Source organism: Pelagicoccus enzymogenes, from assembly GCF_014803405.1.
Taxonomy (GTDB): Bacteria; Verrucomicrobiota; Verrucomicrobiia; order Opitutales; family Opitutaceae; genus Pelagicoccus; species Pelagicoccus enzymogenes.
Genome location: NZ_JACYFG010000036.1, coordinates 536,975 through 561,489 on the forward strand (window position 1 = coordinate 536,975; position 24,515 = coordinate 561,489).

The 24,515-nt window shown below is 57.6% G+C and carries 17 protein-coding genes; 5 read left to right on the forward strand and 12 right to left on the reverse strand.

The features are described 5' to 3' along the window. Positions 1-101 precede the first annotated feature (101 nt). The 5 genes from uca (at position 102) to IEN85_RS14560 (ending at position 9,021) form a co-directional block, all read left to right on the forward strand. Positions 102-3,719: an urea carboxylase gene (gene uca / locus IEN85_RS14540; protein WP_191617810.1), complete on the forward strand. Its 3,618-nt coding sequence runs from the start codon at positions 102-104 to the stop codon at positions 3,717-3,719. Positions 3,720-3,793: 74 nt separating this feature from the next. Continuing rightward, positions 3,794-5,587 (forward strand): allophanate hydrolase, encoded by a 1,794-nt coding sequence (gene atzF, locus IEN85_RS14545; protein ID WP_191617811.1) that lies wholly within the window; start codon positions 3,794-3,796, stop codon positions 5,585-5,587. Between the two features lie 343 nt (positions 5,588-5,930). Further along, entirely contained in the window at positions 5,931-7,487 is a 1,557-nt protein-coding gene (locus IEN85_RS14550; RefSeq protein ID WP_191617812.1) for a methyl-accepting chemotaxis protein, read from the forward strand. 19 nt (positions 7,488-7,506) lie between these two features. Continuing rightward, positions 7,507-8,163 carry a DUF2490 domain-containing protein gene (locus IEN85_RS14555; protein WP_191617813.1) on the forward strand — a complete coding sequence of 219 codons (657 nt, stop codon included), beginning with the start codon at positions 7,507-7,509 and terminating at the stop codon, positions 8,161-8,163. Positions 8,164-8,271: 108 nt separating this feature from the next. Beyond that, a complete protein-coding gene (locus tag IEN85_RS14560; RefSeq protein ID WP_191617814.1) occupies positions 8,272-9,021 on the forward strand; it encodes a DUF4184 family protein in 750 nt (249 codons plus the stop codon). 9 nt (positions 9,022-9,030) lie between these two features. Here IEN85_RS14560 and IEN85_RS14565 read toward each other — a convergent pair whose 3' ends face one another. The 12 genes from IEN85_RS14565 to IEN85_RS14620 all read right to left on the reverse strand — a co-directional run bounded on the left by IEN85_RS14565 (position 9,031) and on the right by IEN85_RS14620 (position 24,515). Continuing rightward, a complete protein-coding gene (locus tag IEN85_RS14565; RefSeq protein WP_191617815.1) occupies positions 9,031-10,278 on the reverse strand; it encodes a cell division protein FtsZ in 1,248 nt (415 codons plus the stop codon). Between the two features lie 24 nt (positions 10,279-10,302). Continuing rightward, complete coding sequence (gene ftsA / locus IEN85_RS14570) at positions 10,303-11,514, reverse strand: cell division protein FtsA (protein ID WP_191617816.1); 1,212 nt, start codon at positions 11,512-11,514, stop codon at positions 10,303-10,305. Between the two features lie 69 nt (positions 11,515-11,583). Then, positions 11,584-12,480, reverse strand: a complete 897-nt coding sequence (locus IEN85_RS14575) for a cell division protein FtsQ/DivIB (RefSeq protein ID WP_191617817.1) — start codon at positions 12,478-12,480, stop codon at positions 11,584-11,586. A 2-nt stretch (positions 12,481-12,482) separates the two neighbouring features. Further along, the gene (locus IEN85_RS14580; protein ID WP_191617818.1) at positions 12,483-13,415 is read right to left on the reverse strand and encodes a D-alanine--D-alanine ligase family protein; all 933 of its coding nucleotides are present in this window, start codon (positions 13,413-13,415) and stop codon (positions 12,483-12,485) included. Then, positions 13,412-15,691, reverse strand: a complete 2,280-nt coding sequence (murB, locus tag IEN85_RS14585; RefSeq protein ID WP_191617819.1) for a UDP-N-acetylmuramate dehydrogenase — start codon at positions 15,689-15,691, stop codon at positions 13,412-13,414. The genes IEN85_RS14580 and murB overlap by 4 nt, the downstream gene beginning before the upstream one ends. Continuing rightward, the gene (locus IEN85_RS14590) at positions 15,688-16,818 is read right to left on the reverse strand and encodes a UDP-N-acetylglucosamine--N-acetylmuramyl-(pentapeptide) pyrophosphoryl-undecaprenol N-acetylglucosamine transferase (protein ID WP_191617820.1); all 1,131 of its coding nucleotides are present in this window, start codon (positions 16,816-16,818) and stop codon (positions 15,688-15,690) included. Before IEN85_RS14590 ends, murB begins: the two co-directional genes overlap by 4 nt. Then, the gene (locus tag IEN85_RS14595; protein ID WP_191617821.1) at positions 16,815-17,981 is read right to left on the reverse strand and encodes an FtsW/RodA/SpoVE family cell cycle protein; all 1,167 of its coding nucleotides are present in this window, start codon (positions 17,979-17,981) and stop codon (positions 16,815-16,817) included. The genes IEN85_RS14590 and IEN85_RS14595 overlap by 4 nt, the downstream gene beginning before the upstream one ends. A gap of 30 nt (positions 17,982-18,011) precedes the next feature. Then, positions 18,012-19,274 carry a muramidase family protein gene (locus IEN85_RS14600; RefSeq protein WP_191617822.1) on the reverse strand — a complete coding sequence of 421 codons (1,263 nt, stop codon included), beginning with the start codon at positions 19,272-19,274 and terminating at the stop codon, positions 18,012-18,014. Then, the gene (gene murD / locus IEN85_RS14605) at positions 19,271-20,560 is read right to left on the reverse strand and encodes a UDP-N-acetylmuramoyl-L-alanine--D-glutamate ligase (protein ID WP_191617823.1); all 1,290 of its coding nucleotides are present in this window, start codon (positions 20,558-20,560) and stop codon (positions 19,271-19,273) included. Before murD ends, IEN85_RS14600 begins: the two co-directional genes overlap by 4 nt. Further along, entirely contained in the window at positions 20,557-21,657 is a 1,101-nt protein-coding gene (gene mraY, locus IEN85_RS14610; protein WP_191617824.1) for a phospho-N-acetylmuramoyl-pentapeptide-transferase, read from the reverse strand. Before mraY ends, murD begins: the two co-directional genes overlap by 4 nt. Next, on the reverse strand, positions 21,651-23,015 hold the full coding sequence (locus IEN85_RS14615) for a UDP-N-acetylmuramoyl-tripeptide--D-alanyl-D-alanine ligase (RefSeq protein ID WP_191617825.1): 1,365 nt from the start codon (positions 23,013-23,015) through the stop codon (positions 21,651-21,653). Before IEN85_RS14615 ends, mraY begins: the two co-directional genes overlap by 7 nt. Continuing rightward, positions 23,016-24,515, reverse strand: a complete 1,500-nt coding sequence (locus IEN85_RS14620) for a UDP-N-acetylmuramoyl-L-alanyl-D-glutamate--2,6-diaminopimelate ligase (RefSeq protein WP_191617826.1) — start codon at positions 24,513-24,515, stop codon at positions 23,016-23,018.

The following is a 24,515-nucleotide window of genomic DNA, read 5'->3' on the forward strand; positions in this document are numbered from 1 at the left end:
TATTTTCCACGAAGCACATTAACACCACTTAGATTTGTCTAGATATTCATTCGTGAAACTTCGTGCCATTCGTGGGCAAAAAAACTTCCTTTAAAGCCACCGTGTTCAAAAAAGTTCTCATCGCTAACCGCGGCGAAATCGCCTGCCGCGTCATTCGAACCCTCCGCAAGATGGGTATCGGCTCCGTCGCCATCTACTCCGACGCCGATCGCTTCGCCCAACACGTCGACCTTGCGGACGAAGCCATCCGCATCGGCCCGGCTCCCGTCAAGCAGAGCTACTTGAACATCGAAGCGATCCTTGAAGCGGCCAAATCGAGCGGAGCGGAAGCCATCCATCCCGGTTACGGTCTGCTCTCCGAAAACGCCGACTTCGCCACTCAAGTGGAAGCTGCCGGAATCGCCTTCATCGGCCCGACTCCCCAGCAAATGATCGAGTTCGGACTCAAGCACACCGCTCGCGAAATCGCCATCGCCAACGAAGCGCCCCTCCTCCCCGGTAGCGATCTGGTGGATACGCTCGACATCGCCTGCTCGGAAGCGAAACGCATCGGCTACCCCGTCATGCTCAAGTCCACCGCGGGCGGCGGCGGCATCGGCATGCGGCTTTGCTGGAACGAGGAGGAACTCAAGGACGCCTACGAATCCGTCAAACGCCTCGGCGAAAACAATTTCGCCAATAGCGGCATTTTCCTCGAAAAGTTCGTACAACGAGCTCGCCACATCGAAGCCCAGATCTTTGGCGACGGGGCCGGCAAAGTCATCGCCCTCGGAGAGCGCGATTGCTCCGTACAGCGCCGCAACCAAAAGGTTATCGAGGAAACGCCCGCTCCCGCGATCTCCGAGGAATTGCGTAACCAACTGCTCGATACAGCCGTTCGCCTCGCCCAAGGCGTCAACTACCGTTCCGCCGGCACCGTCGAATTCGTCTACGACGTAGATGCCTCCGCCTTCTATTTCCTTGAGGTAAATACCCGACTACAAGTCGAACACTGCGTTACGGAAGAAGTCACCGGAGTCGACCTCGTGGAATGGATGGTCAAGCAGGCCGCCGGCGAAATGCCGGACCTTGATTCCATCGAAATAAAACCCAGCGGAGCCGCCATCCAGGCTCGCGTCTACGCGGAGGATCCCAACAAAAACTTCCAGCCCTCTTCCGGCCTACTCACCGAGGTCAGTTTTCCCTCAGACGTGCGCGTCGACTCGTGGATCGAAACCTCCACCGAAGTTTCCGCTTTCTACGATCCGCTCTTGGCCAAAGTCATCGCCAAAGGCAGCGACCGCTTGCAAGCGATCGCTGCCCTGGCAAACGCCCTCTCCAAGTCGCGGGTGGAAGGCATCGAGACCAACTTGGAGTACCTCGAGAACATCCTCGCTACCGAAACCTTCCAAGGCGCCACTCACACAACGAAATTTTGCGACGGACTCGTCTACCACCCCAGCACCATCGACGTGCTCGAGTCAGGCACCCAAACGACGGTGCAGGACTATCCGGGCCGCGTGGGCTACTGGGATATCGGCGTCCCCCCTTCCGGTCCCTTCGACGCCTACGCTTTCCGGCTCGGCAATAAAATCTTGGGCAACGACGAAAAGGCTGCCGGCTTGGAAATCACCGTGACCGGTCCCACGCTCGTCTTCAACCACGCCACCACAATCGCCCTCACCGGAGCCCCCACCAACGCCACGCTCAACGAGCAGCCCATTCCCTTCTGGCGCGCCATTCCCGTAGCCGCTGGCGACACCTTGTCCTGCGGCAAGGTAATCGAAAACGGATGCCGGGCCTACCTCAGCGTACAAGGCGGCCTGGACGTACCCGATTACTTGGGCAGCAAGTCGACCTTCACCCTCGGCCAATTTGGAGGACACTGCGGGCGTACTCTGACGCTGGGGGATGTGCTTCACTTCCACTCCCAATCTACGTCTTCATCTTCTTCCCTACAACCGCTCGAGGAAATCGAAGCGTCTCAGATTCCTGAATACAGCCACCATTGGGACATCCGTGTGCTCTACGGACCCCACGGAGCCCCAGACTTTTTTACCGAAGAAGACATAGCGACCTTCTTCAGCACCGACTGGGAAGTCCACTATAACTCCGCCCGTACCGGCGTGCGCCTGATCGGCCCCAAGCCCAAGTGGGCCCGCACCGACGGCGGCGAAGCGGGCTTGCACCCTTCCAATCTTCACGACAACGCCTACGCCATCGGCACCGTCGATTTTACCGGGGACATGCCCGTCATCCTCGGCCCCGATGGTCCATCGCTAGGCGGCTTCGTTTGTCCCGCTACCATCATCAAGGCTGACCTGTGGATGATGGGACAACTCAAGCCCGGCGACACCATTCGCTTCCAGAAAGTCGACCAGACAACAGCCACCCGTCTGGAGATGGAGCACGAATCATTTCTTTCAAGTAGGAGCGACCTTGGTCCCGAAACACCTCCAAAACCTTCCCGCTACGGAGCGGAAGACGCCATCCTCGAGTCCCTGCCTGAACAGCCGGAGCTCGATCGCCCCTCCGTCTGCTACCGTCGCTCTGGAGACAAGTATCTGCTTGTTGAATACGGAGAAATGAAGCTCGAGTTGAATCTCCGTTTCCGGGCGCACGCCCTTATGGAGGCAGTTAAGGCATCGAGTATCCCCGGTATTCTTGAGCTTACGCCCGGAATCCGCTCCCTGCAGATCCACTACGAAAGCCTTCGCTTACCACTCGACGAGCTAGTCGACAAGCTGAAGCAAATCGAGGAGGAACTCCCCCCCATCACGGAAATGAAGGTGCCGACTCGCACCGTCTACCTCCCACTTTCATGGGACGATGAAGCGACCCAGCTCGCTATCAAAAAGTACGAGTCCGTCCGCAAGAACGCGCCTTGGTGTCCCTCCAACATCGAGTTCATTCGCCGCATCAACGGCCTCGACTCCATCCAGGACGTGAAGGACATCCTCTTTAACGCGAGCTACCTCGTGATGGGCTTGGGCGACGTTTACCTCGGAGCCCCCGTAGCCACGCCAGTCGACCCGCGTCACCGCCTTGTCACTACAAAGTACAACCCTGCCCGCACTTGGACCCCCGAAAACGCGGTCGGAATCGGTGGAGCCTACCTCTGCGTCTACGGCATGGAAGGACCCGGCGGTTACCAATTCGTGGGTCGAACCGTGCAAATGTGGAATCGCTACAAGCAGACGAAAGACTTCAAGGAAGGGAAACCTTGGCTGCTGCGCTTCTTTGACCAGATTCGCTTCTACGAGGTATCCGCGGACGAGCTGCTGCAAATGCGGGAAGACTTTATCCACGGTCGCTTCGAGCTGAAAGTGGAAGAGTCCACCTTTGATCTGGCTGCCTACAATAAATTCTTGGCCGACAACGAAACCGAAATCAAAACCTTCAAGGACAGGCAGCAAGCCTCCTTCGACGCCGAAAGGCAGCGTTGGATCGAGACTGGACAAGCAACATACGTCGCAGACGAAGCCGCCTTCGGTACGATGGAAGAAAGCGAGATTCCGGAAGGCTGCGTTCCTGCTCAAAGCCACGTCCCCGGAAGCGTATGGAAAATTTGCGTACAGGAGGGAGACAAGGTAAAGAAAGGCGACGTACTCTTGATCGTGGAATCGATGAAAATGGAAATCAACATCACCGCTCCCGCAGACGGCACAGTCGAAACCTTGCTTACAAAAGAGGGAAATCCCACCAACAAGGGCCAGAACCTAGTCCTAATCAAAGAATAAGCTTCTTCTGCTTCTCCTTCTTCTGCTCCAAAGAGCATCAAAGAAGTAGAAGTAGATGAAGAAAAAGATTACAAATGAATCTCTCCTTCGACACAACCACGCTCCGCGAGGGTTACCTCTCCGGCAAGTTCACCGTTTCCGATATCATACGCGAGGTCCTGGCTCGCATCGAGGCAGGCGACTCCAAAATTTGGATATGCGTCGACACTGCGGATCGTCTCCTTGCCCAAGCGAAGGAGATCGAAGAGAAGGACCCAAACAGCCTTCCCCTCTATGGCATCCCTTTCGCGGTGAAGGACAACATCGACGTAGCCAAACTTCCTACAACAGCAGCCTGTCCCGACTACCGCTACTTCGCCGACGAAGATGCCACCGTGGTCGCGCAACTGCGAGCTGCCGGAGCAATCCCGATCGGCAAGACCAACCTAGACCAATTCGCAACCGGTCTGGTAGGCGTCCGTTCTCCCTACGGAATTCCCGGTAACGCCTTTGATCCGCAATATATTCCAGGCGGATCCAGCTCTGGATCCGCCGTATCCGTAGCCCTAGGACAAGTGTCCTTCTCACTCGGCACCGATACCGCCGGATCCGGTCGCGTCCCCGCATGCTTCAACAACCTCGTTGGCCTCAAGCCATCCCGAGGATTGCTTAGCTCGACTGGCTTGGTACCCGCCTGCAAGTCGCTGGATTGCATCTCGATCTTCGCCCTCAACGCTTTCGACGCTCAGGCCGCGCTGCGAGTCGCCGCCAGCTACGATCCGAGCGATGCCTATTCGAGACCCAATCCCCTCAGCCTCGAATCGCCCCGCCGCGCCTATCGCGACGGCATGACTTTCGGCGTACCCTCGCCCGAGCAGCTCCAGTTCTTCGGCGACGAGAACTACCTGAACCTGTACCTCCAATCAATCGCTCGTCTCGAGGCGCTGGGCTTCAAGAAGCAAGTCATCGACTTCTCCCCCTTCCTCGCCGCCGCGCGCCTGCTCTACGAGGGCCCTTGGGTCGCGGAACGCTACTGGGCCATCCAAGACCTCATCAAAGACGCGCCCGAAGCCCTGCACCCCGTCACCCGAGCCATTATCGAAAAAGGCATCGACGGAACGGCTGTCGACGCCTTCGACGCGACCTACAAGCTTCAGGCCTTCCGCCAAGAAACCCTTTCGCTTTGGGAAAGCGTCGACTTCCTAGCAACCCCCACGGCCGGTACCCACTACACGATAGAGCAGCTTGAGGCAGACCCCATCCAGCTGAATTCAAACCTTGGATACTACACAAACTTCATGAATCTGCTCGATCTGTCCTCCGTAGCAGTTCCCACCGGTTTCACTCCCAAGAAAATGCCCTTCGGCATTACCCTAATCGCTCCCGCCTTCCACGACGAAAAGTTGCTCTCAATCGCTCACAAACTCCAACTCGCCTCGGAACTGAGGATGGGAGCGACCGAGCACCAACGCTTCGAGCCCGTCCTTCCCGCCCAGTGGGACAGCGCGCCCATCGCCGTATGCGGAGCGCACATGAGTGGACTTCCCCTCAATCATCAGCTCACGGAGCTCGGCGCCACTTTCCAACGATCCACCAGCACCAGCCCCCGCTACCGTCTCTACGCCCTGCCCGGAACGAATCCCCCGAAGCCAGGCATGGTACGCGATGAAAGCAATGGAGCCGCCATCGAGCTCGAGCTATGGAATCTGCCGCAGTCCCAATGGGCCGCTTTCATTTCACAGATTCCCTCGCCTCTCGGCATCGGCAACATCGAGCTATCGGACGGCAGTTTCGTCAAAGGCTTCCTCTGCGAGCAATGGGCAACTTCCCAAGCCGAGGAGGTGAGCGCCCATCGGAGCTGGAGAGAGTACCTCCGGGCCCGTTCCTAGTCGCCTCCGTCCGTCTAGCTAAGAATCGCCCCGCTTGCAGCGAGGCGAGAGCTTGGCTGCGGCAAAACGATCCCTTGCAAGCCCTCGTTGCGTCCTGCTTTGGGTTAAAAAAAACATACGGAGCAACACGTAGCTTGGTATTTATCCTAAGCCCCGGTACAGAAGCTTCCCAAAGGCAGAGGAATACTCCCTAGCCGAGGGGGATCCAATTTTCCTAGCGGTAGTAAAAAGCGCACAAAACGGCTGCGTTTTAGACTCTAGGCTTAAGCGAATCGCATGAAGCAACGATTTTCGAAGGTAGGTAAACCAACCCACGAACAACGACTACACCATTCCTATGAAAATGACCTTCGCAAAACGAACTACCCTCGCGTTCGCCTCGCTGACCCTCTTGGGGCTCATTATCGGAGGCATAGGCATCGCGACCCAGCGATCCATCCTCGTCGACTTGAAACTCTCCTCGGAGAACATTCTCCCTGCGACCGACAACCTCCTGCAACTCGACCGCGACCTGCATCAAGCCTACATCGCTCAGGTCATGTTCAGCAACAGCCCGCGCGAGAAGTACGACTCTCTGGTGGACGACACGAAAACCAACCTCTCGCAAGTGGAGGATCGATGGGAATCCTTCAAGAACGCCGTGGAGCCTTACGCGTCACCTAGGGTACGCGACATCCAATCCAAGTTCGAGACCGACTTCGCCAAATGGAAGCAGTCGTCCTACACCGCCCTCAAGCAACTGACGAGCTCCGACAGCGCCGTGCAAGCCGCCGGCACCGCCTTCGTAAGCGGTCCCGCCCTCAAGGACTTCGACACCGCTCGCGACCAGATCGACATCCTCACCGAAGTCCTCGAGGAGGAGTCAGCCCAAATAAACGCGAACGCGGAAGCGGCTGCCGTGCGCGGACAGTGGACCATTATCGCCGCCATTCTCGTCAGCCTGCTCGCTGGAGCTCACATGACCTGGAGAATTGGATACACGACTTCCAGCAAGCTGAAGAATATCGCCAACCGGATCGCGACGACCGCTTCCGACACCGCGGAGACGACCTCCCAGATTAGCGACAGCAGCCGACGCGTGGCCGAAGGAGCCTCGGAGCAAGCTGCCTCCTTGGAGGAAACAAGCGCTTCTCTGGAGGAGAGCGCCGCGACTATCCAAAGCAGCGCCAACGCTGCCCAGCAGATCAAAGTCGTATCGGAGGAAACGACCGTCGCAGCCCAGCAAGGCAGCTCCGAAATGAAGACGATGATCGAGGCCATGCAACTCATCGCGGAATCGAGTTCAAACATCGCTGAAACCTTGAAGACTATCGACGAAATCGCCTTCCAGACCAACATCCTTGCTCTCAATGCTGCGGTGGAAGCGGCCCGAGCGGGAGAGGCCGGAGCGGGTTTCGCCGTAGTGGCGGACGAAGTACGGGCCCTTGCCCAACGCTGCGCCAAGGCTGCCCGCGAGACTTCAGATCGCATCGAGGAGTCGACGCAACGAAGCGCAGCCGGGCTTCGCACCAGCGAGCGCGTCGCCGAAGTGTTGGAACGCATTTGCAGCAAGGCCTTCGAGATGGACGAGCTCATGCGCAATATGGCGACTTCCTCCCAGGAACAATCTGCTGGCATCACTCAACTCAACCTGGCCCTCACCCAGATGGACCAAGTCACCCAAACCAATGCAGCCTCTGCCGAAGAAACCGCCAGCGCCACGGTGCAGCTCGACCAGCAAGCCATCAAGCTGCACGGCATGGTCGATGAACTTTCTGGCATTTTGGGTATCGATGCGGCAAATACTAAACGGTCCAAAGTCCCTTCCAAGCCTGCGCGGGAGATTCCCGAGAGCGACGATTGGGACTTCGGCGATTCGCAGCGTTCGAACAACACCTTTTCCACCTCTTCTCACAACTAATCAAACCGTAGAAACGATCATGCGAAACGCACTCATACTTCTTACCACCGTCTGCTTGCTCCCGCTGGCAGCCTATTCAGACGATGGACTCGACCTTTGGCTCACCGTCAACGGTCCCGCGCAAGAGATCTGGGAAAATACCAAGACCAAAACGCAAGTCGCCGTCCGATTCCCCGAATTCGACGAGCTCAGCTACTTCTTCGTGTCCCAGAAATTCACCACCAAGCTCAACGAAAAGTGGTCGCTCGGCACTCATCCCGTATTCGAAACTGCCAAGAAGGGAGACGAGTGGTCGAACACCTACCGTCTCGACTTGGAACTCAACCCCTCCAAGTTCAGGCTCGGCCAAAACGGCCCCACCATCAGCATGCGCAACCGTTGGGAACTGCGCTGGAAGGAAGGCAAAGGCAGCGATATCTTCCATCGTATCCGCCACTCCACCAAGGCGACTTGGAAAATCGACCAAGGTCCCTTCACCGCCTTCAGCATCGGTGACGAGGTCTTCTTCGAGGAGGACAAGGGAAAGATCACCAGAAACCGCTTCTATCCCGTGATGCTCGACTCCAAGCTCGGCAAGCACAAGATCAACTACTACCTGCTCTACCAAAGCGATCGAGCCGGGACCTCCGACAACTGGAACGGTCGCTATATCGCAGGATCTTCCCTAAGTTTCTGATAAGAAAAGCCTTGCAAGGAGCGACGAGCAATCGCCCAGCCTTCGCAAAGATTTCACACAGGCTTCATACTGACTTCATGAAAAGGGCGTAATCTACGCCCTTTTCTTATGCCATTTACCCTCACACACACCGCGGCGATTCTGCCCATCGCTCGATTCGCCCCCAAGCTGCCGCTCTCCGCCCTCGCGATCGGAAGCATGCTTCCGGATGCCCCTATCTTCCTGACATTGGGATATGGATACACTTTCCTCCATTCTCTTCCCGGTTTGCTCCTTGCCGCCGTCCCGCTGGGCCTAGCCTTTTATTACGCCTACCACCGGTTCCTCAAACCAGCCCTCATTAACCTTTTACCCGATTTCGCAGCCTGCCGACTGCAAACCTACCTCGAGCCCCCCAGCCCCTCTTTCGTACCGGTAGCGATCGCTCTCTTTTTCGGAGCTGCAACCCATTTCGTTTGGGATCTGTTCACCCATGCAGGCAAAGCGGGGGTCGCCTTAATCCCCCTTCTCCAAAACTCGTACCATATGAGCGGATACAGCATTGCTGGACACGAGATCGCTCAACACGGCAGCTCCGCGATCTTCCTTCCCATCCTCGCTTGCGTGGCGATTCGAAGGCTTGCGCGACTTCCTCCAGCTCCCTTTTACCCGCCCGCATCGTCCCTTCGCCGCTTAACCCAGCTCGCAATTCTGTCCGCGCCTGGTCTTAGCGCTTTCGCTGTTGGGGCGGCCGGAACGAGCTCCATCATGACCTTCCTTTTCGAAACCACCGTGCTTTGCGGCATGCTGCTTCTTCTGGCTGTGGGCGCCTACGGCTTGGCCCTCTCATGGCAAGCTCAACCCGTTCGCCAGCGGTGACGCCTTTTCCTAGAGGACGATCTTAACCCCTCGCCTCAGGTAGGTCGGCGAATCCAAGTCCTGCCCCTCAAAAAGGGTGCCATCCGAATTTTCGAACTCTCCCTTGGGATCGCCTTCGGAGAAAGAAAACTCTTCCTGAGCCGCGCTCTTGTTGCTCTTGTGCGTCGCGGGACGCGAACTAGCGGCCTTGCTGCGCGGCGCCGTTTCCGTCTTCTCCACAGCCGGCTCGTCCTTGACGGCCTTGGAACTGGCAGCTCGCGGCTTCACCACCTTGGTGAATGGCACGCTGCTCACCTCGCTGGTTCCAAGGATGCAGATTTCTACGGAATCTCCGAGATCCTCATCCACCACCGCTCCCATGGTCACGTTAGCATCCGCTCCGAACTCTTCGGAAACCGCTTCCATGATCATCTGCGTATCGGCCATTCCGATACGAGTGCCCCCCACGATATTGACCAGTAGCTGATCCGCTTTCTTGGAAAATTCCGGAGTGTGCAACAAGGGGCATAGCTTCAGGTCAGCAACCGCTTCGACAGCGGCGTTCGGCCCGTCGCCCGCTCCTAGGCCAAACAGCGTCTTGCCTGCCTTCTTGGCCAGCATCTGGCGCAATTGGGCAAAGTCGACGTTGATCATGCCCGTCTTGTTCATCATGCACCAGATTGAACGAATCGCCTTCTCGATCCACGCGTCGGCCTTGGCAAAAGCGTCGAGCAAGGAAGCGTCCGGATCGGACTCCTGGATCAATAAGTCGTTAGGCAACGGCACCACCGCGTTGCAAGTGTCGCGCAGGCGCTTCAAACCTTCTTGGGCCACCTTGGCACGAGCCGCTCGCTCGATAGTGAACGGCAGGGCCACGAATGCGATCACGATTGCTCCGCTCCGCAACGCTTGCTCGGCAATCACTGGGGCCGCCCCCGTTCCGGTACCGCCTCCCAGACCTGCAGCGATAAAAAGCAAGTCCACATCGCTCACCATCTCGTCGATCGCGTCCAGGTGCTTCAATGCCGCTTCGCGACCGACCTCCGCATCGCCCCCCGTCCCCAAACCTCCCGTAACGGATTTTCCGATACAGAGCTTGTTGACGATCGGCGACCCAGCGAGGGCCTGCTGGTCCGTATTGACCGCAACCAACTCTACGCCCGTGACTTGGGAGAGCATCAAGCGATCCACGATGTTCGAGCCTGCCCCGCCCACACCGATCACTTTCATGCGGATTTCGGGTGAGTCGCTTTGCTCGTCGTCGATTGGATCGCTCATAGTTCTGGGGTGTGTATTTGAAAGCTAAGCCTTCTGAAAGAGGCTCTTCAGACGGCCGAATATGCTGCTCTGGCGGTGTTTCGCGTAGCTCTTCTCGCTCTGGTACTGCAAGCCGTAGTGCAAGAGTCCGAGCGCCGTGCTGTATTGGGAATCCTTCAATTCGCCCGACGCCATCGCCGCGTTGTCTCCCACGTGCGCTTGGATTCCGAATACGTTCTCCGCGCACTGGTCAATGTTGGCCAGCTTGCTGGTTCCGCCTGAAATGATGACGCCCGAGGAGATCCGCTCCGGTACGAATTGCGCCCCGAGCTTCTTGCGCACGACCTCGAAGATTTCGCTGACTCGCAGCTCGATAATCTTTTCGATGCTCCAGAGCGGAATAGGACGATCGCCGATCTCGAAGTCGTTGTTGAGCCATACCTTTTCGGTCTTGTCCTTGTGCTCCACGATCGCAGATCCGTAGCGAAGCTTGAGGCTCTCCGCCTGCTTCAGTCGCATGCGTAGACCGATGCTCAAGTCGTTGGAGATATGGTCGCCGCCGATCGGCAAACAGCCCGCCTTGATGCAGCGGCCATCGAGAAACAATGCGTAGTCGGTAGTGCCGCGACCAAGGTCGATCACCAGCACCCCGCTCTTCTTTTGGTCCGCGGTAGCCACCGCCGCGCTGCTGGCCAATCCCGCCAGCACGATGTCGTCCACATGCAAGTTGAAGCCGTTGATGATGTGAATCGCATCCCCGATCTTACGGGAATCTCCATGCATCGTCCAGTAGCCGACCTCCAAACGCTCTCCTTCCATGCCCACCGGCGACTCCACGCTCCTACCGTCGAGCCGGTACGGACGCCGCAAATGGTGGATAGTGGTGCGGTTCTCCGGCAGTTCCCTGCCTTGGGCCAAGGAGCAGGCCTGCTCCACGTCTTCCTGCTGCACCCGGCCATCGGGATCGGTAATGTTGACGGAGGCTTCGCTCGGGAAGCCTTCGATGTGCCCCCCCGTTTGAGCCAGGTAAACGCCATCGATAGAAACGCCTGCCTGGCTTTCCGCAGCGAGGATCGCCGCATGCACACAGTCGCTCGCAAGGTGGTAGTCGACGATTTCACCCTTGAGCAGCCCTTTGGAAGACGACTGACCGAGGCCGATCACATTTAGCTTCCTGCCCTCGTGGATCTCTCCAAGAAGCACAGTCACTTTGCTCGTCCCAATATCTACTCCTGCGATTACTTTAGTCTTATACACCTTGCTTTGACCGTAGGGCTGACTGTTTTTCGAATTATTTCAACCCGATACTGCCACGCCTCGGAGTCCTCAAAGAAATCTTACCGGCACCTGATCTTCCAAGGTCAGGTCGACGCTCTCGATTTCCCCTCTGCGGTTGCTCCGGCAATCATCCAAAATGTAGTCCAAGCGGCCGAGCTGGTTGCGAAAGTCCGCGTAGCGATCGAAGACCACTTGCTTGGCTCCGCGGCCCTTAGTGATGAGCCGGTCGTCACGCTCCAAGGAAACCACTCGCCAAGCCGCGTAGATGTGCGGGGCGATGGCCTGGGCCTCGGACAGGAGCTCCGCCAAGGGAGTGATGTTCTCGATGCGAGAATAACCGTACTCCTCCTTCGAAAGAGCGACTCCATCCAAGAAAGGCAAAGTACGGGCAATCTTCGGATCCATGCGATCCGCCTCGAAAACAACGCCTTGCTCGTCTACGAAAAGCTTGAGGGTTTCCCCATTGGCCCGCTGAGCCAGAATGCGTACGATCGGCTTACGCTCGACGATGGCCACTTCCAAAGCGTCCGGAAAACGGCGGGAAACCACAGCGCTTTCCACCTGCCCGATCGCTTCCAAACGGGCCTTCATCTCGTCAAGGTCCACGCTCAGCAGATTGGCGTCCACCGGCACGTCCAAGGTACCCAGGATGTAGTCGCGCTCCAGGTTTCCATCCGACTCGACCTCGATCACTCGGATCGGCATCGACTCGCCAGCCTTGGTCAAAAGCTCGGGTCCTCCCTCCAAACGCGGCAGGAAATGTAGCGCTCCGGCAAATACGGCCACGAACAGCAGGGCCGCTCCCGTGACCTTCAAACGTCCCATCCAGATACGACGCTCCGAAGCCGAGCTCATAGCCTTTGGCTTAACGCTTTGGTCGATGTCTTTCCACGTATTTGATTTACGCTTACGACGACTGGAGGAAGTGGGAGTTCGGGCAGCCATTTTTAGCTAGAAGAATTGCCGTCTCTATACCTTAACAAGGCCGGTTCTACAAGCTTTTGCAGTAGTTCGTCGAAATTGTATCCAAAAAGTGCCGCAGACATGGGCAAAAGACTGGTTTCCTTGAGTCCCGGAAGGGTGTTTATCTCCAAAAAATAAGGATTTCCTCCCGTATCCACCATGCAATCGATGCGGGCATAGTCCCGACAACCGCAGGCTTCAAAGGCATGTGTAGCCAGTTTTCGGATGCGCTCGCTCAAATCCGCGCTGATTTCTGCCGGAGCGATGTATTCAGTCATTCCCTTCGTGTACTTGCTTTCGTAGTCGAAACGACCGTTAAGAGGACGAATTTCGACCACTCCCAAAGCCTCGCCTTGCACGATCCCAACCGTAACTTCCTTGCCGGCAATGCGCGGCTCGACCAGCCAGCGACCTTCGCGGCATTTCTCAAGGCAGTCCGTGATTTCAGTTTCCCCTTCCGCGAACTGCAGTCCCACGCTGCTGCCTTCCGCCACTGGCTTCAGCACGACCGAAGGTCCCAACACCGAAACGATAGTGGAAGCCAAAGGAAGCTCCCCGTTCTCAAATACGATTTCCGCTGGTACCGGCACGCCAGCCTCCGCCAGCTTAGCCTTGGTCGCGACCTTGTCGAAAGTCAGGGCGCTGGACGCCGCGTCGCAGCCAGCGTAGTAGACCCCCGCTTCGTCCATCAACGCCTGGGCCGTACCGTCCTCGCCGAACGAACCGTGCAATGTCGAAAAAACGACATGCCGGCGGGGATCCAAGCCCCCCGGCAACTCCGCGTAGGACTGCAAGTCGAAGACGTCGACCTCGAAAAATTTCGACAAAGCCGCCGCCGCCGCCTTTCCGGAGCCGAGCGAAACCTCTCGCTCCGCTGAAGTTCCACCGAGCAGTACCGCTATCCTTGGTTCTTTCATTTCAATGCCTCCTCCCAGCTCGACCCAAAGAGCAAGACCTCCGGATGCAGGTCCACGCCTTTGCGCTCGCGAGCCACTTTGCGGGCAAACTTGACCAGCTCGATCACATCCGAGCTGCTCGCCCCCCCGCGGTTAATAATAAAGTTTCCGTGCACAGGGCTGATCTCCGCCCCGCCAACGACCGCGCCCTTGAGCCCGAGCTCGTCGATCAATCGCCCCGCCGAATCTCCGTCTGGATTCTTGAAAATGCATCCCGCGCTCGGCTCCCGCGGCTGCGACTCCTTGCGCTTGTTCTGGTACGTGTCGATCGTTCGCCGGATTTCGGACTGGACGCCGCCGCACCTTTTCGAAACGAAAACCGCATCGATAGCGATCGCCGTCTCCAGTTCCCGACAAAAGCGGTATCCAAATTCCAAATCCCCCTTCTGCGCTTCCAGGATCTGGCCGGCGAGGGTGACATAGCGAACGGATTCCACCACGTCGAAAACCCAACCGCCCATCGCGCCCGCATTCATTCGCAATACGCCGCCAAGGCTCCCGGGAATCCCTTCCAAAAATTCAAAGCCCTCCAGACCTTCCTTAGCCGCTTGACCGCAAAGCGCCTTGATCCTCATGCCGGCTCCCAATCGAGCACGCCCTTCCCCCAACAACTCGAATCGACTCCAGTAAGGGTGGCTCAAACGTATTACCAATCCCGATACGCCATCGTCGGAAACCACTAGGTTGGAGCCTCGTCCTAGCGGACGAACTTCAATTCCTGCCGTATGGCAAGCCTTCAAAACCGCAAGCAGCTGAGCAAGCGACTCCGGCTCGAAGTAGCGCTCCGCCCTCCCGCCTACCCGCATGGTCGTCTTGTTCGCCAGAGGCTCGTCGGCCCTTATCGCGGTCGAGAAACTGGAAACGGTCGCCAGCGCGCGATTCACTTTTCCCCAACGGGGGTCCAGCGAAGCAAGCTCCTCGCTGAGGCGCTTGGCGACACGATCTCCCCTGCCCGCTCCCAAGAATACGATGCGCAGCGGACCTTGCTTCGCCCTCGCCGCCAAAGTCATAACCGGATCCACAACCTCGGAGATGAAGATCACTCGATTGTTGAGGCGGCGACACTCCTCGTAAAGGTCCTGGCCGCTCCCGCCGGCCAGCGGCTCCTCGCTCGCCGCGTAGACATCCAAGAGGACGAGCTCCTCGCAAGAGGCCAAGCTCTTGGCAAACTCCGCCTTCAACTCCCGAGTGCGAGAGTAGCGATGGGCTTGAAAAACGACCACCGTCTGCCAACCGGACTTCTCGCCCAAGCTCTCCAGCACTGCATCGATTTCGCGGGGATGATGGGCATAGTCCTCGAAAACCTGAACCGCCGGGCTGTTGTACCAACACCGCTGGCGGCGCTTGACCGGTGTAAACTCGATCCTAAGCCCTGCTCTCACTGTCGCCCCGATCGCCTCCGCAGCAAGCAAGGCAAAAGCCGCGTCGACTGCGTTCATACGGCCGCTCCGATTAATGGATACGGAAGCAAGCTCGCTGGCACCCCTTAGGCTGAGCTCCGTCCAAGAAGAACCTGAATCCTTGCGAGAGAGTTGCACCTCACCGTCCTCGCCCAAGCCAACAACTGGCACCTTGGCGGAGGCCGCCAGACGAGCACGCAAGCTGTCTTCTACGAAGACCTTTCCTGTGGTGCGTAGAACCAGCCCTTGAAAAGCCGCAAAGTAGTCTTCTTCCGTGGCGTAGCGCGAATGATGGTCGTGGTCTACGTTCAGCACTACCGTCACTTCCGGACAAAACCCTTCGATCGTTCCATCGCTCTCGTCGATCTCCGCGACTAGTATTTCACTGTTCGCGAAACGGCTAGGAGGCAAACCGTCGAACTGGGCCCCCAACAGGTAGGAAAACTCCACACGGCACTGGGCGAGAATATCGATCAACATACCGCAGGTAGTCGTCTTCCCGTGCGATCCCGCGACCGCGATCAAACGTTTCCCTTTGGCGACAAGCGCCAGGCACTCGCCCCGACGCAAGCAAAGGCCACCGCTTGCTTCCACGAAGCGCCGCGCCGCATTGGACGCTGAAATGGCAGAGGAGTAAACGATTCCGACTCCCGCTTCGCTCGCGAAAGCCTCGAGTTTAACGCCGCTCGCTTCCAAAAGAGCTCGTCCTTCCTCGCTCAATGCGTCGTCCTCTGCCGTAACGCGGTGCCCCGCTTCCGACAAATAGATGGCAAGCGGAAGCATGCCAGCGCCGCCTGCACCCAAACAATGAATACGCTCTGGCAATCCCTCTATCATGCCCGCAGCCCCTGTTCCGTCCTAGCAGCCATGCTCAAGCCGTTTCCCGCAACGATCCGCTCCAAATCGTTTGCCATGAATTCGCGAACGTCCTTCCGGTCCGCCAGCTCCAGATTATGTCGAAACTTCTGCATCAACCATTCGTTGAACAAGACATCCTGCACTTCCTTCAGCAAGTCCCCGAGATAGTCCTGCGACATGCGCAAACCGCAGCCCAACATCTCGAAATGCCGAGCGTTCTCCACTTGATGATCGTCCGCAGAATACGGATACGGAATCAGGATTCCCGGAGCGCGGCAACGCATCATCTCCGCGATGCTCCCCGCTCCCGAGCGCGATACAACCAAGTCCGCCGCCGACAACACCGTTGCCATGTCGTCCGAGAAACGGCGAAACAACGAGCGCACTTCCGTGCCCTTGGGCGACTTGAAAGTCATGGACCCGTCCGTATCGGATCCACCCGTCAAGCAAAAGACCTGCACTTCCTTCTGGGCTAGAGCAGGCAAGCTGGCCTTCACCCACTTGTTCAGGGACTCCGCCCCTTGGCTGCCGCCCATGATCACCAGGACCTTGAGTTGCGGATCCAATCCCAGCTTCCGCTTCGCTTCCGTTTTCGACTGGCTCACGATTTCGTTGCGCACCGGCATCCCCACATAACGGATACGGCTGCTGCGCTTCGTGCGGATTTTGACGCCCTTGGGCAAATAGATGCGGCGAGCGAACCAACTGACGATGCGCGTCACACGGCCAGCCACTCGATTGGCTTCGTGCACGACCGTGGGCAAACCAGCGAAGTATCCCGCCAGCATGGCAGGCATCGAGAGAAAGCCTCCAAAGCCAATCACCACGTCCGGATTGCTCGCGTGAACCAGGCGACTGCACTTGAGAGTTCCCCGAACCAAACTGACCAAAAACAGCAGCAAGCGATCTGGCCTCACGGAGAAGGGGCGACCGTCTACCGTTTCGTATTCAAATTGATCGTACTTTCGCACCAAGCGGGAATCGACTTGCTTGTTGCTGATGAGCAGCGTGCATTTCCAGTTGCGCGAGGTGAGTTCCTCCGCAAGAGCGATGCCAGGCGACATATGCCCCCCCGTGCCTCCACATGCTATAAGCGCTCGCTTCATCCTTCGATATCCTTGAGTTTGCGTTTAGACTGCTGCAACACTGGCCCCCGCCAGGCTAAACTCGTGTTGAGAATGATCGCTACGAAAATGCCCATCGTTAGGAAGTTCGACCCCCCGTAACTGATAAAGGGCAGAGGCAATCCGGTCGTAGGCAAGACCCCTGTCACCACGCCCAGGTTGAGGATCGACTGTACCGAAATCATCAATACGCAGCCCGCGGCAAGCAAGTACTGGTAAGTGTTGGGAGCATTTCGGATGTGCATGATTCCCGCCACGAAGAGCACTCCGTAAGTGAGCACCACTGCGAGGGTGGCAATCATACCCAGCTCTTCGCCGATAATGGCGAAGATGAAGTCGTTGTGGGCCTCCGGCAGGAAGCTCTGTTGCTGGCGGCCGTTGCCGAGCCCGACTCCGTCGATTCCCCCTGCCCCAAAGGCCAGCAATGCTTGCCACCCTTGGTAAGCGTCGCCCGCCTTCTCCGCTTCCATGTTCCAGAACGCGGTCAGGCGACTCCAACGCTCCGCATCGTTGTAAATCAAGGCAACCACGCCGGAAAAACCGGCCAATACGGAGGGCACCAGGTAGACCAAGCGTACCCCTGCGAGATAAAGCAGGCTCACCGCCACCATGACGTAAATCAAAGCCGTACCCAAATCCGGCTGTGCAATGACCAGAGCGATGTAAATCCCCATGCCGATCCCCGGATAGATGAAGCCACGCAGAAACTTTGAATTATCGGAGCGAATCGAGCTGAAGTAGTGAGCCACAAAAAAGACGAAGCTGACCTTGGCGATCTCCGCGACCTGGAAACCGATGGGGCCGATGCGCACCCAACTGCGACTTCCGTTAATGGTGGTGCCAATTCCCGGAACGAACACCAGCAAGAGAACCCCAATTCCTATCAGGTAGCCCACCCAGATGAAGCGGCGAATCCAATCGAGATTCACCAACATTAAAAGGAGGCCCACCAATACGGTGACCCCGATCCAAACCGCCTGCTTTTCAATGAAAAAGTAAGGCGAGTTCTTGTTGATGTGCAGACTCGCGCTGAAAAGGATGATGATCCCTAGCACTGTAAGCAGACCGGCACAGACCAAAACGACCAGTGCTGGATTCAGTACACCGTTCGATCCTACATGCTTCTTCTTCGTCTTTTTCGCCATACCGCTGTAGTGGCAGCAATACTACAGGGCTTACTCGGAGATTTGGATCAGCGGCTGATCTTCCAGATCCTCTTCCCCAAACGCTTCATCCAAGGTCGGCAAAGTAGGAGGCGGAGTCCGCGTCTCCCTTTCGCGTGGAAGCTCCTCAAGCGTCGGCAGCGAACGAGCGGGCGGCGTCGAGCGCGGCTGCGTCGTTTGGCTGCGCCTTGGCTGGGGCGTTTCTTGGGTAGCGATACGAGCTTGCCCCTTTTCCGGGATCAAAAGCGTTTGACCGATGCGAATGAGGCGCGGGTTGCTGATGTTGTTTAGCTCCATCAGCTCGGAGACCGATACGCCGTAAATCGCTGCATACTTGTCCAAAGTGTCGCCTGCCTCGATCGTAACCTTGGGTCCGCGATGCTGGTTCGACACCAATTCCGCGCTGTTGGAACGGGTTGGGATAACCAGTTCCTGACCGACGCGAATCATGTCGTTGCTCAAGCCATTGGCCGCCTTCAGCTGGGCAACGGTGACCCCTTGGCGAGAAGCGATCCGAGAAAGCACGTCGCCGGACTTGACGGTGTAAATCGTTCCGTTGACCGGCTTCGACTCTGGTGCAGAGCTGGAGCTGGGAGCTTGGTACCCCACGCTGGCAGACTCCGTCGTACGCGGGATCTTGATGACCTGTCCCGCCCGGATGTTGACAGTGAGCCCTGGATTCACGGCAGTGATGTCCTTTACGTTGATCTTAAAGCGTTGCGAGATGCCCCAAAGGCTGTCGCCGTTCTGCACCTTGTATTCGATTGTCTGCGACAAGCCTGGCGCTGGAGCGCTGCTGCTTCGCACCGGATAGAGATCGTCGTCTGGACGGTTGATCGGCGTGAGAAAATCGTCGTCGCGCGTCACGCGGCTGTTGGAACTGGGCTGGCTCGGAGGATTGTTCAGAGTGCTGGAGGAGCTGGGACGGCGCGGCGCGTAACGGGCACCGGAACTGCTCGATGAGGAGGAATCGTTGCTCGCGAGCAGGACGGATTGCCCCTCACCCGCGTTGTAGCCGCTCAGGTCGCTGGCTCGGGAATCGAAGAGCGTGCTGGATGATGCGTCCACGCTGGGCTGGCTCGCCGTGGCGCTCTGGTTCGACCAAGTTCCCACGCCTGCGAGCGCCACCGAGTCTCCCGCCGGCTGATCGCCGAAATTCGTTACGAGGTAAGTGCCTCCGATAATCACGAGATGGGCTCCCGCAATCAAAATGATGCGGCTCAAAGTCTGGGCGCGCTTGCTCGATTCGAGGGTTTTGTACGCTGATAGTTTCATAGGTCTGACAAATGGCTGATGGCTCTCCTGAAGGCTTCCCCACGCTGCGAGTAGCCGTCGAACATGTCGAGGCTGGCAAAGCCTGGGCTCAATAAAACATTGGATCCGGATTCCGCAACCGCGCTGGCTCCCGCAACTGCGTCGTCCAAATCTTCGTAGACACGCACCGGCACTCCATGCTCCTCAAAAGCGGGGGCCAATTTGACTGAAGTCTCTCCAATGAGGTGGGCTGAGTGGATTCTTGGGGCTAAATTGGCGACGAATCGTGGTAAATCCCCCCCTTTGTTCTTGCCGCCACCGATCCAAACCACCGGATTTTCGAAACGCTTGAGAGCGCCGTAGACTGCGTGGAAATTCGTAGATTTGGAATCGTCCCAGTAGGAAACCCCGTTGCGGTTCTCGATGAGCTCCATGCGGTGCGGGCTCTTCTTGAAATTGTTGGCAGCCTCGATCAGCTCTCCCTCGTCCAAGCCCATGCGCAACCAGAGGGCGCGGGCGATCAGGTAAGTGTTTCGCTCGGGCAAGGTCTCGAAGATGGTGCCGGTCACGCCTAGTGCCGCCGCGTCCAAGCTATGGTCCACCAAACCCTCCTCCGGTACCGGGCAAGCGAATTCCTCCGCGAAGGATTGAACGCTCTGGTCGAAAAGAAAGATATCGCCGCGCTGCAGCTCGACCAAGCTGTATTTGCTTTTGAAATACGCTTCCAAGGATTTGTGTCGGTCGAGATGGTCTTCCGCGAAGTTTGTCCAAAGCAAGGAGTCGGCATGCAGGTGACGCGACAACTCTGCTTGGAAGGAGCTCACCTCGCAAACAGCGATCGCTTCCCTGTTAAAATCGTCAGCGATCAAGCTGGAAACCGGGCGTCCGATATTTCCGCAAGCGTAGGCTTCGATCCCCGCGCTGCTGAAAGCCGAAGTCAAAAACTCAGTGAGAGTGGTCTTCCCGTTAGTCCCGGTGACAACCACGATTGGCCCTTTCCACAGGCAGGCGCCAAGATCGAGCTCAGGAATAACTTCGCAGCCGGCCTCGCGAGCAGCTTGCAACCATTGGTGGTCAGCCGCAAACCCAGGACTGCAAACCACGAGATCGTATTTGCTCGCTTGCTCCGCTCCGAAAGAGCGCATCGCAGCGGACTCCGCGCGCTCGTCAAAGACATGGCACTCGCAGCCCAAGCCTTCCAGCAAGGCGCTAGCCGCTTGACCGCTGGAAGCGCGACCGAAAATTGCGACCGGAGCATCCAGCCGCTTCCTCAACCAAGATGGGAGTGTTGCCGCGTCCGAGTTCACCGCAGTTTGAGGGTCCCCAGTCCCGCAATCGCAAAGATAAGCGAAAGTATCCAAAACCTAACAACAACCTTCGACTCCGCCCAGCCCTTCAACTCGAAATGGTGGTGGATTGGCGCCATGCGGAAGATCCGCTTGCCAGTCATTTTAAAGGATGCGACCTGCAAAATCACCGACATCGCTTCCATGACGAAGATGCCTCCGACGATAACCAAAGTGACAGGCTGGTGTACCATGAAGGCTACGATACCGATCAAACCACCGAGGGCAAGCGATCCGGTATCTCCCATGAACACTTCCGCCGGGTGCGTATTGAACCAAAGAAAAGCCAAGCCCGCTCCCACCAAGGAGCCGCAAATGATCGTCAACTCCCCGACCCCCGGCACGAAGGAGATAAGCAAATAGTCAGCGATGATCGCATTGCCGGCCGCATAGGCCATCACCGCGTAAACCAAGGCGGCCGAGATGGTACAACCGATCGCGAGGCCGTCCACGCCATCAGTCAAGTTGATGGCGTTGCTCGAGCCCACGAGCACGAAGAACAGGAAAATGAAGAGAAACCAAAGCGGCATCGAAGCCCACACCGCATCCTTGAAGAACGGAAGCCAAAGTTCGCGCACATGCGTGCCGCTCTCGGGATGGTTAACGAGTATCAGCAAGGCCACGATAGTGGTCACGCTTTGCCAAACCAGCTTGAATCGCGAGCTCACCCCTTTGCTGTTGCGCTTGGACACTTTGAGAAAGTCGTCCATGAAGCCCAAAGCTGTAAGGCTGACATACACCAACAAGGCGGTCAGCACCCAAACGTTCCACTGGGCCCACAGCAAGCAACTCGAGGTCACGCTGAGACAAATCAGAAGCCCGCCCATAGTCGGCGTGTTCTTCTTTCCTTCGTGCAGCTCAGCGAGCTTACCCACTTCGCTCTTGTCGCGCAGACTTTGCTGAAAGCTGAAAGCCCGCAGCTTGGCGATGACCCAAGGCCCGAGTACGTATCCAATCAACAATGACGTTCCCGAAGCGAAAAGCGTGCGCAAGGTGATGAAGCGCAACAAACGAAACGGACCAAAGACTTCTTCGTATTGGGCGAGGTAGCTTAGCACGAGACGCCTCCTTCCAAGTAAGCCAAAGCGGACTCCAAGCGGTAGCGGCGGCTTCCCTTCAAGAACACGCTTCCCGAGAAGCGGGCAAGGCGGTCCCTCGCCTCTTCGATGGAGTCGATTTCAAAGCAATTTTTCGTGTCGCGTCCCGCGTCCTTCATACCTCGCAACACGCTCTTGGCTTCGCTCCCAATCACAAGCAGGAAATCTTCATTTCGCAGCGGAAAGTCACGGCCGAGCTGCTCGTGCAAGCGGGAAGATTCCCCACCCAGCTCTTCCATGCACCCTAGCAGGTAAAAACGGGGCCTCTGCGAGGGCGTTTCCGAAACGAACGTGGCCAAGGAATCCTTCATGGAAACCGGATTCGCGTTGTAACAATCGAGGAAAACACGGTTCCCGCCGACATCTTTCCATTCGTTGCGCATGGCCTTCGCCTGCCAAGTTCCAAGGGTGGCGCGAATCTCCTCGACAGCGATCCCCATCGAGCTTGCGACAGCGATCGCAAGAGCGACGTTTGAAGCCAAGCCCGCTCCGGCACCAGCGTATTCAAATTCCTGTACATTTCCTTCGACCCGTTGACGCAAGCGGCTGCGCCCTGAATCCGAACCGAAGTCATAGCTCCAAGGGCTTGTTAGCGTTTTGTCCCGCTTGACCACCACCGCACTTGGGCAAGCGATCTCAGCGAGATAGGCGGCCGCGGTTTCGCCCAAGAAAGCCCCCTTGAGCCGACTGCCCTGCAAGAGCTTCCCCTTCTCGCGGGCCACATTTTCTACCGTCTCCAGAGCTTCGAGATGAGCGGGCCCTATCGCTGTCACGATTGCCCAATCCGGCTGAATCGCCTCGGCTAAATGCTGCATTTCGCCGGGCTCCGAGATCCCCGCCTCGAACACCGCATAGTCAGCGGACTGCCCTTCGGGACGCAACATGCTGACCGGCACGCCAATCAAGTTGTTCAAGTTCCCCACCGTGCTGAGGGTCCGATGCCTTGAAAGCAAACAGGCAAGCACCTCCTTGCAGGTGGTCTTTCCACAGCTGCCGGTGATCCCCACGACTTGTGCGTTCCAATTCCGGCGATATTCCCGCGCGGCATCGATCAGCGCGTTCGAGACATCAGCCACCAGCAGCTGCGGCAATTCCACTTGCGCCTGATAGCGATCCACCAAGGCGGAGCTCGCTCCAGCCGCTCGAGCTGCATCCAAAAAGTCATGGCCGTCCCGGGCCGCGGTACGCAGCGCCACGAACATCTCTCCCGACTTCAGCTTTCGCGTGTCGTAGTTGATTGCGGATACAGTCGGGGGAGCCTCTTTCTTCCATTCGCCGGAAGTCCATCGAGCAAGAGCGACTGGGTCGATGCTAGCCACTCAGACTCGACCTCCTAGCTGCATGTTCTGGATCAACTCCAAAGCCACTTTTCTGTCGTCAAACGGGACCACCGTCTCGCCGTATTCCTGGAAGGACTCGTGCCCTTTGCCAGCGATCAGCAAACAATCGCCCGCCTTGGAAGCTTGCAGGGCGAGCTCGATCGCCCGACGGCGATCGCTCACGAAGTGCACTCGCGTGGGATCGACCAAGCCTTGCTTCATGTCGGCAAAGATGTCTTCGATCTTCTCGTTACGCGGATTGTCGGAAGTGGCCCAAGCTTCGTCGGAGAGCGAATTCGCAACCTTGGTCATGATCGGCCGCTTCCCGCGATCCCGATTTCCTCCGCAACCAAAGACGACTCGCAACTTGCCCTCAGTCACCCCACGCAACATGCTCAGAGCGTTTTCCAAGGCATCTTCCGTGTGAGCGTAGTCGACCAATACAGTCGCCGCCTGGCCTGCATCCACCTTTTGCATACGCCCTGGAATACCGGGAAACGAATCCAAATCTCTGATACAATTGTCAACGTTCAGCCCGAGGCCGCTGCATACCGCCAGTGCGGCCAGCGTGTTGCTTACATTGTAGTCGCCCACCAAGGAGGTCTTGACCTCAAACTCTCCGTACGGACTGCTCAAGGTAAACGAAGTGCCTTCCGCGCTGAGTTGCACGCTGCTGGCCCGAAAGTTCGCCTCCTTGCTTTCGCCGAAGGTGATGACGGATACGCCTTCCGGAATTTCCTTCACCAAGCGCGCTCCGTAGGAATCGTCGACGTTTACCACCGCGACCTTGGGCAGCTTGCCATTCTCTCCATTGAACAGTCTCCGCTTCACCGCGTAGTACGACTCCATGTCGTTGTGGTAATCGAGGTGATCGCGCGTCAAGTTCAAGAAAGCGGCCACTTCAAACTTCAAGCCGCTGACCCGGTACTGCGAAAGACCGTGGGAGCTTACCTCCATCACAGCTCCCTTGCATTCAAAGTTTCGAGCCTGGTTCAAGAGGTCGCAGAGATCGAGCGACTCGGGCGTGGTCCGAAAAGACGGCACCGTGCGGCGCACCAAGTCGTAACCAACCGTGCCCAGACAAGCGTAAGGCTGACCCAAATTCGCCAAAATCTGCTTCACGAGGTAGGCGACCGTTGTCTTGCCGTTGGTGCCCGTAATTCCAGCCAGCTTGAGAGCCTTGTCAGGTTTCTTGTAGAAGGCTCGCGATACCGCTGCCAGCACTTGCCGAGGGTTGTCGACCGTGACGTAAGCCACCTTGGCGCTGCGGAAACGACGGGGCTGCGAGGAAACCACCGCCACCGCTCCGCGAGAGATCGCTTCGTCCACGAAGGAGTTTCCGTCGGCCTTCAATCCGGGCAGAGCGAAAAACAAGGAGCCGGGAGTGACGCGGCGGCTATCGATAGCGAGCCGCTCGATTCGCGGATCCGGTTGCCCCTTAAGAGCTTTCGCAAAATCCGAACTCAGCAGCTTGCTTAACTTTTTCGCCTTGGTCTGCAT

Excerpts from the sequence above, each read along its gene's own strand:
- IEN85_RS14555 (WP_191617813.1), top strand. The coding sequence starts at position 7,507 with ATGCGAAACGCACTCATACTTCTTACCACCGTCTGCTTGCTCCCGCTG.
- IEN85_RS14575 (WP_191617817.1), bottom strand. The coding sequence starts at position 12,480 with ATGGCTGCCCGAACTCCCACTTCCTCCAGTCGTCGTAAGCGTAAATCA.
- IEN85_RS14550 (WP_191617812.1), top strand. The coding sequence starts at position 5,931 with ATGACCTTCGCAAAACGAACTACCCTCGCGTTCGCCTCGCTGACCCTC.
- murB (WP_191617819.1), bottom strand. The coding sequence starts at position 15,691 with ATGATAGAGGGATTGCCAGAGCGTATTCATTGTTTGGGTGCAGGCGGC.
- atzF (WP_191617811.1), top strand. The coding sequence starts at position 3,794 with ATGAATCTCTCCTTCGACACAACCACGCTCCGCGAGGGTTACCTCTCC.
- IEN85_RS14580 (WP_191617818.1), bottom strand. The coding sequence starts at position 13,415 with ATGAAAGAACCAAGGATAGCGGTACTGCTCGGTGGAACTTCAGCGGAG.
- IEN85_RS14560 (WP_191617814.1), top strand. The coding sequence starts at position 8,272 with ATGCCATTTACCCTCACACACACCGCGGCGATTCTGCCCATCGCTCGA.
- IEN85_RS14595 (WP_191617821.1), bottom strand. The coding sequence starts at position 17,981 with ATGGCGAAAAAGACGAAGAAGAAGCATGTAGGATCGAACGGTGTACTG.
- IEN85_RS14590 (WP_191617820.1), bottom strand. The coding sequence starts at position 16,818 with ATGAAGCGAGCGCTTATAGCATGTGGAGGCACGGGGGGGCATATGTCG.
- IEN85_RS14600 (WP_191617822.1), bottom strand. The coding sequence starts at position 19,274 with ATGAAACTATCAGCGTACAAAACCCTCGAATCGAGCAAGCGCGCCCAG.
- IEN85_RS14620 (WP_191617826.1), bottom strand. The coding sequence starts at position 24,515 with ATGCAGACCAAGGCGAAAAAGTTAAGCAAGCTGCTGAGTTCGGATTTT.
- IEN85_RS14565 (WP_191617815.1), bottom strand. The coding sequence starts at position 10,278 with ATGAGCGATCCAATCGACGACGAGCAAAGCGACTCACCCGAAATCCGC.